Origin of the sequence: Marinobacter sediminum, from assembly GCF_016820575.1 — a bacterium.
Lineage (GTDB): Bacteria > Pseudomonadota > Gammaproteobacteria > Pseudomonadales > Oleiphilaceae > Marinobacter > Marinobacter sediminum.
Window position 1 is genome coordinate 289,988 of the sequence record NZ_JAEMQH010000001.1, and the last position, 16,022, is coordinate 306,009.

The following is a 16,022-nucleotide window of genomic DNA, read 5'->3' on the forward strand; positions in this document are numbered from 1 at the left end:
GCTGTTAAATCCTGTTATTGAACGAAATCATACCGTACCGACAGGAACACGGTACGGCCAGCGCTGATGAAGTCGGTGTTATCGAAACGCTTGGCCGTGCTGTATTCCCGGTCCAAAACGTTATCCACTGTTAGTGAGGCCAACCAACCCGGTGCCATTTCCCTGGACGCCCGCAGATCCCAGACGCCAAAACCGGCGATGCGTTCGCGCCCGATGCCGAACAGATCCTCATAGCGCTCGCTCTCGGCGCGCACGGTGGTACCCAGCACCCAACGACCCAACTCCTTGTCCAGATCCACCCGCACGGTGTTTTCCGCCCGGCGGATCAGCTGCTGGTCATCCTCGGCATTCTCATAGTCGCCAACCGTGGCCGCCGCCTTCAGCGTCCAGCCTTGTGCCTGCCAGCCACCACTGAGTTCGACACCCCGAAGACGGGCCTCTGGCACGCTGCCGGCGGCATCCTGTGACGGCAGGGACAAATCCTCTACATCAGTATGGAATACGGCCATATCCCAGAACCAGCGCACGTAACGGCCTTCAATACCGACTTCGTAGCTCTTGGCTTTCTCCGGTTCAAGGTCCGGATTGCCAAATCCTGGGAAATAAAGATCATTAAAGGAGGGCGCCTTGAACGATGTACCAACGCTGGCCCGTACCCGGTGGTTGCGATCAAGCTCATAACCGAGGCCGGCACCCCAGGTGGTTTCCTTGCCATACGCTTCGTTGTCGTCGTTGCGCAGGCTAAAGTGGGCATCCAACGGTCCAAAGTTCAGCAAGGCCTGGCCGAATACTGCCGTGTTGGAGCGACTGGATTCGTCGTAGTTGGTGGTGCTGTCGACCCGATCCACCAGATGCTCAGCGCCGAGCACAAGCTCATGAGTGCCAACGGTAAACCAATTTTCCAGGCGGGAACTGCGGGTCTGGGTGTTGAACTCACCCGGAAAGCTGCTGAAGTCCTCGAGCTCGTCGCGGGCATCGGAGAACTGGACCACGGAGCGCCAGGTGCTGGTAATGGGTACTTCCAGGTTCACGCCCGCGGTCTGGAACAGGTAGTCCTCTTCACCCCCGTCGTATTCGGTGGTACCCCGGGCACCGAGGAAGGTAAAGCCGGCCCGCACACCGTTGCTGAACTCGTGGCTGGCACTGGCCACGCCGGAGGTGTTGTCGTAACCCTTGTCATCGCCGCCTTCGATCACCGGAGCGCCGTCAGTGCGGAAATAATTGGTGGCCACATTAATGCGGGAGCCGCCTTCCACCGATGAGAAGCCAGCACCGTACTGTTGGCTGTCGAGATTACCAGCGCCGGCATTCAGCCAGCCCCGAGTGCCATCCTGGGTTGGCGTGGTAAAAGCCTGCACGACACCACCGACGGCGTCGGCACCGTAAAGGCTGCTGCGGCTGCCACGGACAATTTCCACCCGATTAATCAGTTGCGGGGGCAGATACTGCCAGGCCGGGCCACCCACTGTGGCCGAGCGGATTCGAATGCCATCAACCAGCAAGATTGAGGCGTCCGAAGCGTTACCGCGCAGGAATACGCTGGTCTGTTTGCCGTAAGAGCCATTACCCGTCACTGACACACCGGGCTGGGAGGCAATCACCTCGCGAAATTCCTTTGGCTGCTGACGCCGAATTTCTTCGTTTTCGATCACGGTAACCGACGACAGGCTCTCACCCACCGTTTTCGGGCCAAGCGTGGCCGTGACCACAATGGGATCCATCAGGTCCGGGTCTTTATTGGTCTCAGCTGCAACAGCGAAAGGCAGGGTAATAAGAGAAAGACCTGCGATCTTGGCAGGAAAAGGACAACTAGCCATGTGTACTTGCTCCGTATTCCGCGCGCACCCGCACGGGAATTATCGTTATTGCTGCGGAACAGGTAGACAGGGGCAGGCGGTGGTCTGGCAAGGAGGCTCGAAACCGGGAAGTCGCCCACCCACAGTCGCCCACCGCAACTTCGGGTGTTTTTGCGGGCCGGTCTCCGGGCTTGCAGGCGGACCCCATGAAGGGTTCCCGGGCAATCACCTTCCCATGCCGAAGCACAGTGGCGCGTCAGATTGCCGTTATCCTGCTTACCGTTGCGGGGGCAGCATCGGACTGGCCGGCTAAAAGCCGGATACACCGATTTCCCGTTTCACCCGTCGCGCTATGCGACGGACACCTGCAAAAAGTGGCGCAAGGCTAGCAACAGAGCGTTAAAGGGTCAACGAAATACCGCTAACACCGATGCCGATCGGGCCAAAAACAAGCTCCCGCCCAGACTGCTTTTGCGCTGCCATATCGCTGGCTACGCCCACGGTGCCTATCCTGCGCCACAAAACCTGTAAATCATCAACTTCTAATTGGCCCAAGGTGATCTAAATCACACTTTGTTCTTCATGCTAAAAACAGTGTCGATTTTTTGCACAGCCCTGCTCAGTCGATGCACCTGTTGAGCGCCAAAACAAGAACGAGCCGACGTGATGTCTGCGTCCGAGAACATTTCGAGAGTGCCCGATGAAACACAGTAACCGAGTCCTGATGCCAAAATCTGTAACCACCCTACTGATTGCGGCCAGCCTCCTTGTCCTCCCTGCCTGCAAGGGCGGGGGAAATGACGAAACCGCCAGCCAAACTCAGTCGAGCAGCCCGGCCGACCCGGCACCGGCCAACAAACCGGATACCCCTGGCGACGTCGACAGATTCAGTTTCGCCAATGGGTGCTACGCATTCGAAGCCTCCGGGCACTTTGTGACCGCCGAGCCGCAAAGCGACGCTTACCGCCTCACCAAAGACGCCAGCCAAGCGACGCCGTTTTTCCTGCGTCCGACCGCGCTGGGGTCCTATCTGCTGTTATCCGGCTTCCAGCGCAACGCCGGCGAAACCGGCGATTTCGACCTTCTCGGCATCAGCGATCCTGCCGGAGAATTTCTGGACACCGGCGGCTCTTTCGTCGGCGAACTCAGCTACCTGGTTGCGGGCCTGGGCGACACCACCAATCTGGTGCTGGACCCGATTGCACCGCTGGGAGGGCTCCTAAGGGAGCTGGGCGAAAACCTGGAGGAGGCCGGCTACCGAACCGGCGACATCACGGTGGCGCCAGCACTTGCCATGATCCATGCCCCCAGCGACCTCGCGGTGTGGCGACTGAACCCTTCCGGGGACGACCGCTTTTCCCTGGCCTCAGAGGTGACCGGATTATTGCTCGGAGTTGACGACGGCAACCTGACACTGACCTCGCCTTCCCTGGCCGGCCCCAGCAATGAATTCCGTCTGATTCCAGCCCAGGGCTGCGATAGCTACCCGGAAGCCGAACTCAACGCCGAGCTGCTGAGCGATGCCGGCCCTGCCACCTACCTGAAGGAGGTAAAGCGATTCCGAAAAGTGCCAGGCATTGACCACGACGACGTGTTCGGCTTCGTCGACACGCACTCACACATCTCAGCCTATGAATTCATCGGCGGCAGGGTCAACTACGGTGCGCCGTTCCATCGGTTCGGGGTCACCCATGCCCTGGAGGACTGCGAGGCGGTACACGGTCCCTGGGGTGCAACCGGTTTCGTTGAGCTGGCCACCTCTGGCATCGGCCTCCATGACACCCAGGGCTGGCCGAGCTTCAATGACTGGCCCCGTCACAACTCACTGCAACACCATCAAAGTTATTACCGTTGGCTGGAGCGGGCACACCTGTCCGGTATGAAGATTCTGGTGAACCACCTGGTTCACAACGAAGTGCTCTGCCGGATCAATCCCCAGAAGAAGAACGACTGTGATCCGATGGAGGCCATCCTGCTGCAGATCCAGCGCATGTACGAAATGCAGGATTACATCGACGCCCAGCACGGAGGCCCGGGACTCGGCTGGTTCCGCATAGTCACCAGCGCCAGTCAGGCCCGGGAGGCCATTGCAGACGGGCATTTGGCAGTGGTGCTGGGTATTGAAATGTCCAAGATATTCCGCTGCGGCGAGTTCCTTGGTGTCGCTGAATGCACGCGTGAAGATATTGTTGAGCGCCTCGATCAGCTCTATCGGTTGGGGGTTCGCAACATTTTCCCGGTGCACAAGTTCGACAATGCGTTCGGTGGCCACCTGCCAGATCTTTCCAGCGGTGTCGGTATCGGAGCCATTCTCTATGGCGGCAACCTACTTGAGACCGGCCACCCCATCGAGTTCGAATCCTGCCCGGAGGAAGTGGAATACACCGGTAATGAACCGGACCAGAACCCATCGCTTCAGCCTTTCGGCCTGATCGACCAACTGCTGTTCCAGATTGACTACGTGGGCGACCGTTTCCCCGAGACTCCGGAGGAGATGGCGGCTCTGGATCCACGGCGCGGAACCGACCAGCACTGCAACCAGCGGGGTCTGAGTGATCTTGGCGACTTCCTGATTCAGGAACTGATCAAACGCAAGATGATGATCGAGACCGATCACATCAGCCGAAAGGCCGCCGCCCGCATCCTGGCCCTGACCAAACCCCTGAACTACCCGGTCATAAACAGCCACGGCGGCTGGGGTGGCACCGAGGCCTTGCGTGACCGCATCGCCGCCCAGGGCGGCATCAGCGCGTCCTTTGGCAGCACTCGGGGAAACTGGGTCGACAAGCTGACCCGGGATGGTAACCGACCCCGGCCTGCCGAATTCAAGGTCGGGCCCTTTGGCGGCGCCGGCTTTGCCTCTGACGTCAATGGCATTGCCCAGCTTGCCTCCAACTCAGGCAGTCCATCCGACGACACGTCGCTCTACCCATTCACCTCGGTTGACGGTCGCGTGCGATTCCACAAACAACGCACCGGTGACCGAGAGTTTGGCCTGTACGACGGCCGGGGCGTGGCCCACTACGGCCTCTATCCCGACCAGATTGAGGACATGATCCGCCACAGCGATCGTTCGCCGGCGCAGATCGACGACGCCGTTAACCAGCTGTTCACGTCTGCAGAAGCCTACCTGCGGATGTGGGAGCGCATTGAGAACGCGCCTCAGTGAATCAATTAACCGGAGACTGACTAATGACAACAAGAAACCTTTTTCGGCGCCAGGGGTCCCAAGCACCTGCTTTGCTGACCACAGTGGCCGCCAGCTTGCTGCTGGCTGGTTGCTTCGGGGGTGGCGATTCGTCGTCCTCACGACCCACAACGCCGAATACTCCCTTCAGTGAGGGCCGGACATTTTTTGTCGAGGCGGGTCCGGATGCCACCCGCCAGATGGTCGGCGCCATGATTCAGCTTCGCCCCGGCGACACCCTTGAATTCGACTGCGGATTTATCGAGCTCGAACACGGCCTGCTGATCCAGGCCACCGAAGACGTGATCGTTAAAGGCTGCGGCAGGGACGAAACTGTGCTGTCGTTCCGCGAAAGCGATAACGTCACCGGCCTTGAAGCGCTGAACGTTCGCGGTATCACTGTGCGTGATCTGACCATCGCCGACTCCCCCGGCGATGCATTCAAGCTCAAAGGGGTTAAATGGGGCACCTTGCTCAATGTGCGGGCCTATTGGTCAGGCGGTGGTGAGCCGGTCAGCGCCAGTAACTACACCGAGCGGCTTCAGGTCGCCTGCACCCAGCCGCCCATGAACCCGGGCGACCCAACCCCGGATTACGTGCCCAGTTCCGCCAGTGGTCGTTACGGCATCTATCCCGTGGAATCGGAAAACATCCTGGTCGACAACGCCGAGTCGGTGGGCGCCTCGGACGCCGGCATCTATGTCGGCCAGACCAACACCGCGATCATCCGCAACAGCCGCGCGGTCTACAACGTCATGGGCTTTGAAATCGAGAACGTGCAGGGTGGCGAGTACGACAATAACCTGGCGGAATGCAACACCGGCGGTTTCCTGATCTACGACCTGGAGAACATCACCCAGTACGGCGATACTTCGGTGATGCTCAACAACATTGCCCGCAACAACAACACCTACAACTTCGCCCACAGTGGCTTGGTATCCGCAGTACCACGGGGCACCGGCTTCCTGACCCTCGGTTATGACAACATCGAGATCGTCAATAACACCTTCGAGGACCACAGCACCGCTGCCATCATCTACGCCAGCTACGAGCTGATCGACGGCAAAGGCAAGACGACCGATAAAAAGCTCGATCCCTACACGGAAGGCCTGCATATTCATGGCAACGTCATGCGCAATTCCGGCTACGATCTGCCGCCGCCAAATTATGAGAGGGTATTGCTGGAGGGCCAGGTTGAAAGCGTGCTGCCGACCCTGATCGGGCTCAAAAACATCACCAACCCGGGTAAGGGCGCTCACATCGTCTGGGACGGCCTGCTGGACGAGCTGGATGCCGACTGCCCCTACCCAGTGGATGCCAATGGCCAACCGGTGCCCCAGGACAGCAGCGGCAAACCCGTCCACACCAATGAGCACCCGAACCCGGCCTGTCATTACAACGCCTACAAGTTTGATAGCCAGGCCAATCGGAAACAGCCGCAATGGGGCTCCTGCTTCCACCACAACGACTTTGAGGGAGAAGGCCAGACCTATCTGAACTTCCACGGCACCCAGGGCCTTGAACTGGCTTTGGCTGCGGCCGAACAAGACACCAGCATCCTCAGCCTCGAAGGCCTGCAATCGGTGCTCGCCGGCGTCGACGGTGCCATTGGCGACACCGATCCGTCGGTACACGATTGTCAGGCCCGCTTTGGCAAGCTGCTGCCACCGCTGCCACGAGTGACTATCCCACCCTTCGAGCGCAGCGGAGCTGTGGACCCAGCGCCAAGCGAGGCGAAAATTGACCGACTGTGCAACAAACCTGTTCGCTCCGGCCAGGTGAACTGGGACGCAATGGCCGTCAACTGCCCAAGGCTGGACCAGTACAATCTGTTCGCCGATCCCCAGGATCCACGCAGCAACCCGAATGACAACGGGCTGCCCTATGTCCTCAACAGCAAACTGTTCTCCGACTACGCCACCAAGTACCGGGTCGCCTTCATGCCACCCGGCACACGGGCGGTGTACCGGGACGGCCAGGAAGGCAACAACCTGAACGGCACCATTCACTTCCCGAATGGCACGGTACTGGCCAAGACCTTTGCCTTCACCGATGAAAGCGAGGGCACAGAGGAGCTGGTCGAGACCCGGTTGTTAATCAAGCGTACCAGCTCGACAGGCGGCGCGTTCTGGGACGGACTGACCTACATCTGGGAAACCGACAGCAATGGCCAGGCCGTCACACGACTGGCTCCCGAGGGCGGCATCCGGGCTGTCAGCTGGCATTATCAGGACGATGTCAGTGGCGAGCTGCTGACCGGCTCAACCGACGCCTACGCAATCCCCAATGCCAACCAGTGCATCACCTGCCACAGCAACGACGACCAGGAGTCCGGATCGGCGCCGATCGGCCCCAAGCCTCGTAACATGAACCGTGCCTATGTCCCCGAGTCTTCATTCATGGGCACCCGTGGTCAGGGCGGATTCCCCCAGGTCAACCAGCTCCAATACTGGGTCGAGCAGGGCGTGCTGACTAACGTTCCTGACCTGCAGTTGAATGGCCAGGGTGTCGCGACCAACATCGAACGGCTGCCGCATTGGAACAAGCCTGGTGACAGCGGAGCAACAGCAGGTTCCGACGAAGATGTCGAGGCTCGCCTGCGAGCTTACCTCGAGGTGAATTGCCAACACTGCCACAACGATCGCGGCGCAGCCTCCAACACCGGCTATTACCTGGATCATTTCCGCGAGGTTGATGCCGGTTACGGGATCTGCAAGAAACCAACTGCCACGGGCGGCGGCTCCTGTGGTCGTCAGCACATCGTCGTGCCGGGCGACGCCGGTAGCTCAATCGTCGAATGCAGATTGGCCAGCGACAACGACCCGCAACGACGCATGCCGCCTATTGCCCGCAGCGTTGCTCATGAGGAGGGCGTAGAGCTTCTCCGCCAATGGATCAACAACGTCGTCGACAGCGACTACAGCAACGGCGATGCCTGCAGCAACGGCAGCATCTTCCAATCCTTGCCGAACTGACCGTCTAATCCCTCCGGAGGCCGCGTCCGCGGCCTCCGTCTTTTTGCTCCCGCCTGTGCCCCTGCTATATTGAGGCCTGCATCTTTCTATCGGCGATTTAACCAGGGATTACTTGCATGCAGGCAGAGCTCATCGACATCCGAAACCATATGGCCAATTATCCGCCGTTTGATGAGATGCCCGAGGAACTGCTCGACCGGGTGGTCGGCACCATCGAGGTAGAGTATTTTCGCGCCGGCACCAGGATCCTGGAATTTGGCAAGGCCAACCACTGGTTGTACTACATCCGCAGCGGTGCGGTGGAAATCTACCGGCGCTCCGGTGAGCTGTACAACCGCATCGGCGAGGGTGAGATGTTCGGCCAATTCGGCCTTTTGATGCATCAGAAGGTGCGTTTCCCCGCCAAGGCCCTGGAAGACACCCTGATCTACCGATTTCCTGAGGAAATCTTCCGACTTCTGTTCGAAAACGACGACAACTTCGCCGATTTTGTCGAAGTTGAGGACAACTCCCGGCTTCGATCGGCGCTTTCTCGCCGAGAGAAGTCGAATGAACTGATGACGTCCCGTGTCACTCGTCTGATTACCCGGGAGCCAGTCTCGGCACCTTGCACGGTGCGCCTGCAGGAAGCGGCCCGGATCATGACCGACCAGGGCGTCTCGGCGTTGCTGCTTATGGAGGAGAACAAAGGGCATAACGATCTGAAAGGTATCATCACCGACCGGGATCTGCGCACCCGGGCACTGTCCGAAGCCCTGCCCTCAGAAACTCCCATCAGCGACATCATGTCCGAAGATCTGATTACCATCCGCGACAACGCGTTTATCTTCGAAGCTATGCTGACCATGCTGCACAACAACGTGCACCACCTGCCGGTGATGGACAAACACGAGGTTCGCGGCGTGATTGCGCTGTCAGACATCGTCAAGTACGAGAGCCAGAGCAGTCTCTACCTGGTCAGCAACATCTACCACCAGCAGGATGTTCGGGGCCTGCAGAAAATCAGCCGGGACGTGCGCGACAGCTTTGTCCGAATGGTGAACGAGGACGCCAACTCCCACATGATCGGCAGCGCCATGGCCGGCATAGGGCGCAGCTTTACCCAACGGCTACTGGAGCTGGGCGAGGAGAAACTGGGGCCACCTCCGGTTCCCTACTGCTTCATGGCACTGGGTTCCATGGCCCGGGACGAACAGCTGGTGGTCACTGACCAGGATAACGCGATGATCCTGGACGACAGCTTCAACCCCAAGGAGCACGATGAGTACTTCCTGGCGCTGGCAAAATTCGTCAGCGACGGTCTGGCCGAATGCGGCTACACATACTGCACCGGCGACATCATGGCCACCAACCAGAAATGGCGCCAGCCCTTGAATGTCTGGAAGGGCTACTTCACCGACTGGATTGAGAACCCCAAGGCCGAGGCGCTGCTGAACAGCAACATCTTCTTCGACCTGGACGGGATCTACGGTAAAACCGATTTCGCCGAAGACCTGAAGACCCTGGTGGCGGAAAAAGCCAGCAACAGTCAGCGTTTCCTCACCATGATGGCCCGCAATAGCCTGAACCGGACGCCGCCGATCGGCTTCTTCCGCAGCTTTGTGCTGGAAGAGGACGGCCAGCAGCGCAAGAGTTTTAACCTGAAACGCCGGGGCACCGCGCCGCTGTCTGATCTTATCCGGGTGCACGCCCTGGCCTGTGGCTCCCGTGCCCAGAACTCGTTCGAACGCCTGAGAGCCATCGGCAACACCAAGCTGCTGCTTGATGATGATCTGGGTAACCTGCGGGATGCTCTGGAGTTCATTGCCATTGTCCGGATCCGACACCAGGCCATAGCCATTGAGGAGGGCCGGGATCCCGACAATAACGTGCGTCCGGAAGATCTGTCGCCGTTTGAGCGCAGCCATCTGAAAGACGCCTTCCAGGTCGTCAGCAATGCCCAGAAATTCCTGCGCTTCCGCTACAACGCCGGGGTGGGACGCAATGTCCAGTAAAGCAGCCGTGGTCTCCACCCAAACCCCCGACTGGTCCGAGCGTTTTGGTGCTCTGGCCGGGGAAGCCCTGCACCCGCTGCTTAAGGAGTATTACGAGGCCGGCTGCATTGCCCCGGATACGCCCATCAGCGACGTTCCGATGGTGGCTATGGATTTCGAGACCACCGGCCTGAACCCGGACCAGCACTCCATCGTCAGTGTCGGGCTGGTGCCCTTTACCCTGAAGGGGATCCAGCTCGGGGCCGGCCGGCACTGGGTGGTTCGGCCGCGCCTGCCGCTCCATCAGACATCCATCGAAATCCACGGCATCACCCATGCCGACATCGCCAAGGCACCGGATCTGGAAGACATCCTGGACCCGATGTTTGAAATGCTCCGGGGCCGGATTCCGGTGGTGCACTATCGCAGTATTGAGCGGGGATTCCTGGACGTTGCCCTGAGATGGCGGCTTGGAGAAGGTATTGAGTTTCCGGTGCTGGATACCATGGCCATTGAGGCGCACCTGCACCCAAACCGGCGCCCGACCCGGTGGCAACAATTCCGGGGCCAAAAACCGGTGTCGATCAGGCTGGCCGACAGCCGCACTCGCTACGGCCTGCCCCATTACGCCGCCCACAATGCCCTGATCGACGCTATCGCGACGGCCGAGCTGTTGCAGGCGCAGATCTATCATCACTTCGGACCAGAGGCCCCGGTCCAGGACCTCTGGTTATAACGGTGGGAATGGGTTGCGACTGTTAGTTGTAGAGCATTAGCTGCGCTGACCACCGGTGACGTCATCGATGTACTCGGCGTAGCCCCGCGCTTCCATTTCTTCCAGCGGAATGAATTCCATCGCTGCAGAGTTCATGCAGTAGCGCAGACCGGTCGGCGCCGGACCATCGTTGAATACGTGGCCCAGGTGCGAATCGGCGTGGCGGCTGCGAATCTCGATCCGGGTCATGAAGAACGAATTATCTTCACGCTCCACCACAACACCAGGCTCGATGGGCTTGGTAAAACTCGGCCAGCCAGTACCGGACTTGTACTTGTCCCGGGATGAAAACAGTGGTTCACCCGACACCACGTCCACGTACAGACCGGGTTCCTTGTTGTCCCAGTAACGGTTGTTGAACGCAGGTTCGGTGCCGTCTTCCTGAGTGATCTCGAATTCCATGTCGCTCAGCCGCTGCTTCAATACCTCGCGGTCCGGTTTCACGAAGCTCTGGGCATCGAAGCCTGCGCCCGCCGCGGAGTTGGAAGTCTTGGTCATTGCGCCAGGCTGGTACTGGGAGAAATCCAGCTCGTAGTCTTCACCATAGACCTTCTCGATGAACTGATAGCGGCCGGAATTGAACGTATAGAAGTTGTACCGCACAGGGTTCTTCTTGTAGTAATCCTGGTGGTACTTCTCCGCCGTGTAGAACTGGGTAAACGGCACAATCTCAATCACCACTGGCTTGTCGTAGACCTCAGAGGCCTGCAACTCAGCCTTGGCCGCTTCTGCCAGCCGCTTCTGTTCGGCGTCGTGATAGAAGATGGCGGGACGATACTGCTGGCCCCGATCGACAAACTGGCCATTGGCGTCGGTCGGGTCCATCATCCGCCACAGCCCCGCCAGCAGGCCTTCGTAGGTAATCTGATCCGGGTCGTAGTAGACCTGCACGGCTTCGGTATGACCGGTCTGTCCGGATGCTACCTGCTTGTAACTGGGGTTGGACTCTTCACCACCGGCGTACCCGGAGACCGCCTCAACCACGCCAGGAATTTTCTCGTAACCGGATTCCACGCACCAGAAACAACCGCCCGCAAAGGTGGCAACCGCCAGCTCCGGGTTATTGGGCGCGAACTCGGTGTCTTTTTCGGCACGCGTCTCGGCACTGGCATGGGTCAACGCAAGCGTACCTGCAGCGCCCAATAACAGCGCGGTGGCCATGCCCATCAATTTGCCTTTCATACTTTATCTCCTGTGACTGGTTTGCTGACCCCAGCCTAACGTGGTGCCTTCACAAAACCTTCTGGTGTTTCTTACGAATCTATAACGAGACAGGTTTATTTTTCAGGCAGCCAGATCTGGAACTCGGCACCGACAAACGCGCCGTTTTGCACCGATAGCTCGCCTTTTTGCAGTTGCGCCATGCGCTGGGCAATGGCCAGACCCAAGCCGGCATGGCCAGTGCGGGCAGCATTGGCGGCCTGGTAGAAGGGTTCGAACAATTGGGCCAGGTCATCTTCGTTGATGCCCGGGCCGGCGTCCGCCACGGTGACACGAGCGCCGCCATCTGCAGCCTGCACCGCCAGGGTCACCTGACTTTCGGCGGGGGAATGGCTGACGGCATTACTGATCAGGTTATCGAGAATTCGCTCGGTCATGGCAATGTCCGCCCGCACCATTACCGGATCGGCGGCTGCAATGGTCAGGGCCACACCGGCCCGCTCGGCTTCGGGCTGATGTTTCTGCACCACATCGTGCACCAGCTCGGCAACCAGAAATGGCTCCGGCATCGGCTGTTTTTCCCGGGCCTCCAGCGCCGCCAGCTCAAACAGCTCATCCACCAGCCGGCCCAGGCGATGAGTCTCCGCCAGCGCGACCTTCAGAAAGCGTCCGCGCTCGGTCGGACTAAGATCGTCCTGCTTCATCTGCAGGGCTTCGAGATAGCCCTGAATAGAGGCCAGGGGGGTGCGCAGATCGTGTGACACCTGCGCCACCAGTTGCCGGCGCTGATGGTCCTTGTCTTTGAGCAGGTCGAGCTGGCTGGCAATGCGCTGGGCCATCTGTTCAAACTGCACCGCCAAATAATCAATGTCATCGCCCTGCTGCGGCAAGCGCTCAGCCTTGGGACCAGCTTCGCCGTCACCCGCCTCAAAGCGCTCCACCCTCTCGGTCAACCGGGACAAGCGCCGGGTCAACAGGCGGAAAAACACCAGGCCTGCCAGCAGGCCCACAAACAGGCTCACCGCCAGCGCACCCGCGCCCATTTGCAGCAGCCGTTCGCTGTGTACCATGCTCTCGGCGGCGTCGTACTCCTCACCGCGCAGCACCACATATAGGTAACCGGTCGGGTTGGCGTTCGTGGGCACCGGTGTGACCGAAAACACCTTGCGCCGATCATGGCTACGCGGATCGTCGCCCGGCAGAGGGTAAGCGCCTGGATCCTCGAGCAGGGTCTGGATCGGGGCCAGGGAAACCCGGTTGCGTTTTATTTTATCGGGATCTGCCGAATAGGACAGGATGCGGCCCTGCCGGTCCAGAAGGTAGATCTCGATGCTCGGATTGATGGTCATGTACAACCCGAACAGCTCCTTGAGCGCGGTCCGGTTGAGCTCGCCGCCGGTGACCAGGTTGCGGTCGGCAACCAGATTGCTGGCCAGATCGCGGTTGAGCTCTTGATAGACGGCACCGGTGTATTCCCGGACAGAGTACAGGCTGAGCATGGTAAACAGGCCGCCAACGATCACCAGCAGCAGGAACAGGCCCAGGGCCAGCCGGGCATAGAGAGTGCGAAATAACGATGGCGCCATGGGTCAGTCCATAAACCGGTAACCGACACCCCAAACCGTCTGCACGTAGCGGGGCGCGGCCGGGTCGGTTTCGATTTTGTTGCGGAGCCGGTTGATGTGGGTATTAACGGTGTGTTCGTAGCCTTCGTGGTTATAACCCCAGACCGCATCAAGCAGCTGGGCCCGGCTGAACACCCGGCCACGATGACAGGCAAAGTGCCAGAGCAGATCGAACTCCCGGGCAGTCAGATCCACTTCCCGGTCGTCCACAAAGACCCGGCGCCGAACCGGATCCACCCGCAGGCCGTCGACTGCCACCTGCTCGGCCTCTGGCGACGGTTCCGGCTTGGCCGACAGGGCATCAATCCGACGAAACAGGGCTTTGATCCGCGCCGCCAGTTCGGCCACGCTGAAAGGTTTGGTCAGGTAGTCATCGGCGCCCATTTCCAACCCGAGCACCCGGTCCAGTTCACTGCTCTTGGCGGTCAGCATCAGCACCGGCACATAGCCCGGACTGGAGCGAATACCTCGGCAGACCCCAAGCCCGTCCAGTCCCGGCAGCATCAGATCCAGGATCACCAGATCAATCCCGCCCTGATTAAAACGTTCGAGGCCATCATCACCGCGATCGACAAGAATGGCGTTCATACCCAGGTCGGTGACCTGCATACGCACCAGCTCGCCGATTCCCGGGTTGTCCTCAATAATTAATACGGTTCGTGTCATGGGATCCGGACCTTGCTAACGAAAACCGGACGGCGAATGTCAGCAGTGCCCGGCGTTGACGTCAGTGTAGCTCGGAAAGTTCACAAAACCTTCACGCCCGCGCGGGAGCGAACGGGCGTGATTGGGCCTTTGAGGGGGCCGGATCAGTTCCGGGGTCAGGCCAGGAAGCCGGTCAGACGCTTGCGAACAATTTCCTCGGCGTCGGCCATGATCCGGCTGATCAGCTCGTCACAGCTGGGAATGTCGTGAATCAGGCCGGCCACCATACCGCAGCTCCAGGCTGCCTCGTCCATCTTACCTTCCTGCAGCACCAGCCGGCCTTTTACACCGGTAACCAGATGGCGGATGTCGTCGATGGTTTCGGCCTCGCCCTTTTCCTTTTCGATCCGGATAATTTCCTCGACCGCGGCATTCTTCATGACCCGCTCGGTGTTGCGCAGGTTGCGCATGATCAGCTTGGTCTGAAGTTCATCGGCTTCGACGATGGCTTGTTTGACGTTGTCGTGAATCGGGGCATCCTTGGTCGCCAGAAAGCGCGTGCCCATGTTCATACCCTCTGCGCCCAAGGCCATGGCCGCAACCAGGCTGCGGCCATCGGCCATGCCACCGGACGCCACAAACGGAATGGTCAGTTCCTCGGCAGCCCGGGGCAGCAAGATGAAATTGGGAATGTCGTCCTCGCCCGGGTGGCCGCCACACTCGAAGCCATCAACACTGACGGCATCACAACCGATACGCTCAGCCTTGAGGGCATGGCGTACCGAGGTGCACTTGTGGATAACCTTGATGCCTGCCGCTTTGAGCTGGAGCATGTACTGTTCCGGGCTGCGGCCGGCGGTTTCCACCGCCTTGACGCCACCGGCGATGATGGCGTCAATATACTCTGGATACGGCGGTGTATTGAACGACGGCAGGAACGTCAGGTTGACGCCAAAGGGCTGGTCGGTCATTTCGTGGCAGCGGGCGATTTCCCGGGCCAGATCCTCAGGCGTCGGTTGGGTCAGGCCAGTGATGATTCCCAGACCGCCGGCATTGGAGACGGCCGAGGCCAGCTCGGCATAGCCCACGTGATGCATACCGCCCTGGATAATCGGGTAGCGCATGCCGAACATTTCAGTGATTCTGGTCTTCATAGCGGCTTTCCTTTTTTGTGTTTAGAATGGCTGCAAATCACCACATGAGGTTTCAGTGACCGAGCAAACACCAACCCGAGCAACACCGGCGGACGCTCTGAAGCGGGCCCGACGCATGTGGCTCAAGGGCGAACGCATCCACCTTGCTGCCCTGTCGGACGAGCTCGGCATTGGCCGGGCCACCCTGTTTCGCTGGGTGGGCAACAAGGACCTGCTAATCGGTGACGTCCTCTGGTCGCTGTACGATCCGCTGCGCCAGGAGGCGCTCAGAGCCACCCCCGGCACCGGGATCGACTATGTGGTGGGTGTCTATCGGCACATCAATTCCACCGTGCTGCACTTCGGGCCCCTGCGGCAGTTCATCCACCAGGATCCGGAGTACGCGCTGAAAATTCTTACCTCGTCCCAGTCCACTCTGCGCAGCCGCACCGTTGAGGCCAACACCCGGCTGCTGAAAGATCAGGTCGCTCGGGGCCAGATCACGCCGCCAATGAACATCGAAAGCCTGTCTTACTTCATGGTCCGGCTGGCCGAATCCTGCCTGTACAGCGACATCCTGGGTGGTCGTGAGCCACGGGATGAGGAGCTGGAGGATGCGTGTACCGCTGTTCGCATACTGCTGGGTGGCAAGGCCTGAGTTAGGAGTCTGGCCCCCGAGGCGCGGTATCTTTTCTTCTGGGAAAAATAACTCGCTGCGCTCAGACATCTTTTTCCCGGCAGAAAAGGCACCC

The 16,022-nt window shown here is 59.7% G+C and carries 10 protein-coding genes and 1 riboswitch; of the genes, 5 read left to right on the top strand and 5 right to left on the bottom strand.

From position 1 onward, the window contains the following. Positions 1 to 14: 14 nt before the first annotated feature. Positions 15 to 1,817, bottom strand: a complete 1,803-nt coding sequence (locus tag FGO67_RS01360; RefSeq protein WP_238942131.1) for a TonB-dependent receptor domain-containing protein — start codon at positions 1,815 to 1,817, stop codon at positions 15 to 17. 138 nt (positions 1,818 to 1,955) lie between these two features. Further along, a riboswitch (cobalamin riboswitch) is annotated at positions 1,956 to 2,180 on the bottom strand. Positions 2,181 to 2,520: 340 nt separating this feature from the next. Here FGO67_RS01360 and FGO67_RS01365 point away from each other — a divergent pair. The 4 genes from FGO67_RS01365 (at position 2,521) to FGO67_RS01380 (ending at position 10,667) form a co-directional block, all read left to right on the top strand. After that, positions 2,521 to 4,965, top strand: a complete 2,445-nt coding sequence (locus FGO67_RS01365) for an amidohydrolase family protein (RefSeq protein ID WP_203298948.1) — start codon at positions 2,521 to 2,523, stop codon at positions 4,963 to 4,965. A 23-nt stretch (positions 4,966 to 4,988) separates the two neighbouring features. Further along, positions 4,989 to 7,958 carry a parallel beta-helix domain-containing protein gene (locus FGO67_RS01370; protein ID WP_203298949.1) on the top strand — a complete coding sequence of 990 codons (2,970 nt, stop codon included), beginning with the start codon at positions 4,989 to 4,991 and terminating at the stop codon, positions 7,956 to 7,958. Between the two features lie 116 nt (positions 7,959 to 8,074). After that, positions 8,075 to 9,952, top strand: coding sequence for a putative nucleotidyltransferase substrate binding domain-containing protein (locus tag FGO67_RS01375; protein ID WP_203298950.1), 1,878 nt, complete (start codon positions 8,075 to 8,077; stop codon positions 9,950 to 9,952). Then, positions 9,942 to 10,667: a 3'-5' exonuclease gene (locus FGO67_RS01380; RefSeq protein ID WP_203298951.1), complete on the top strand. Its 726-nt coding sequence runs from the start codon at positions 9,942 to 9,944 to the stop codon at positions 10,665 to 10,667. Before FGO67_RS01375 ends, FGO67_RS01380 begins: the two co-directional genes overlap by 11 nt. Before the next feature lie 36 nt (positions 10,668 to 10,703). On the opposite strand, the gene msrB is transcribed toward FGO67_RS01380, so the two are convergent. The 4 genes from msrB to FGO67_RS01400 all read right to left on the bottom strand — a co-directional run bounded on the left by msrB (position 10,704) and on the right by FGO67_RS01400 (position 15,291). Further along, complete coding sequence (gene msrB, locus FGO67_RS01385; RefSeq protein WP_203298952.1) at positions 10,704 to 11,888, bottom strand: peptide-methionine (R)-S-oxide reductase MsrB; 1,185 nt, start codon at positions 11,886 to 11,888, stop codon at positions 10,704 to 10,706. Between the two features lie 95 nt (positions 11,889 to 11,983). Further along, positions 11,984 to 13,453, bottom strand: a complete 1,470-nt coding sequence (locus FGO67_RS01390; RefSeq protein WP_203298953.1) for a sensor histidine kinase — start codon at positions 13,451 to 13,453, stop codon at positions 11,984 to 11,986. A gap of 3 nt (positions 13,454 to 13,456) precedes the next feature. Beyond that, complete coding sequence (locus FGO67_RS01395; RefSeq protein ID WP_203298954.1) at positions 13,457 to 14,158, bottom strand: response regulator transcription factor; 702 nt, start codon at positions 14,156 to 14,158, stop codon at positions 13,457 to 13,459. A gap of 155 nt (positions 14,159 to 14,313) precedes the next feature. After that, positions 14,314 to 15,291 carry an NAD(P)H-dependent flavin oxidoreductase gene (locus tag FGO67_RS01400; RefSeq protein WP_203298955.1) on the bottom strand — a complete coding sequence of 326 codons (978 nt, stop codon included), beginning with the start codon at positions 15,289 to 15,291 and terminating at the stop codon, positions 14,314 to 14,316. Positions 15,292 to 15,346: 55 nt separating this feature from the next. On the opposite strand from FGO67_RS01400, the gene FGO67_RS01405 reads away from it, so the two are divergent. Beyond that, the gene (locus FGO67_RS01405; protein ID WP_338039520.1) at positions 15,347 to 15,928 is read left to right on the top strand and encodes a QsdR family transcriptional regulator; all 582 of its coding nucleotides are present in this window, start codon (positions 15,347 to 15,349) and stop codon (positions 15,926 to 15,928) included. Positions 15,929 to 16,022 lie beyond the last annotated feature (94 nt).

Excerpts from the sequence above, each read along its gene's own strand:
- FGO67_RS01360 (WP_238942131.1), bottom strand. The coding sequence starts at position 1,817 with ATGGCTAGTTGTCCTTTTCCTGCCAAGATCGCAGGTCTTTCTCTTATT.
- FGO67_RS01365 (WP_203298948.1), top strand. The coding sequence starts at position 2,521 with ATGCCAAAATCTGTAACCACCCTACTGATTGCGGCCAGCCTCCTTGTC.
- FGO67_RS01370 (WP_203298949.1), top strand. The coding sequence starts at position 4,989 with ATGACAACAAGAAACCTTTTTCGGCGCCAGGGGTCCCAAGCACCTGCT.
- FGO67_RS01375 (WP_203298950.1), top strand. The coding sequence starts at position 8,075 with ATGCAGGCAGAGCTCATCGACATCCGAAACCATATGGCCAATTATCCG.
- FGO67_RS01380 (WP_203298951.1), top strand. The coding sequence starts at position 9,942 with ATGTCCAGTAAAGCAGCCGTGGTCTCCACCCAAACCCCCGACTGGTCC.
- msrB (WP_203298952.1), bottom strand. The coding sequence starts at position 11,888 with ATGAAAGGCAAATTGATGGGCATGGCCACCGCGCTGTTATTGGGCGCT.
- FGO67_RS01390 (WP_203298953.1), bottom strand. The coding sequence starts at position 13,453 with ATGGCGCCATCGTTATTTCGCACTCTCTATGCCCGGCTGGCCCTGGGC.
- FGO67_RS01395 (WP_203298954.1), bottom strand. The coding sequence starts at position 14,158 with ATGACACGAACCGTATTAATTATTGAGGACAACCCGGGAATCGGCGAG.
- FGO67_RS01400 (WP_203298955.1), bottom strand. The coding sequence starts at position 15,291 with ATGAAGACCAGAATCACTGAAATGTTCGGCATGCGCTACCCGATTATC.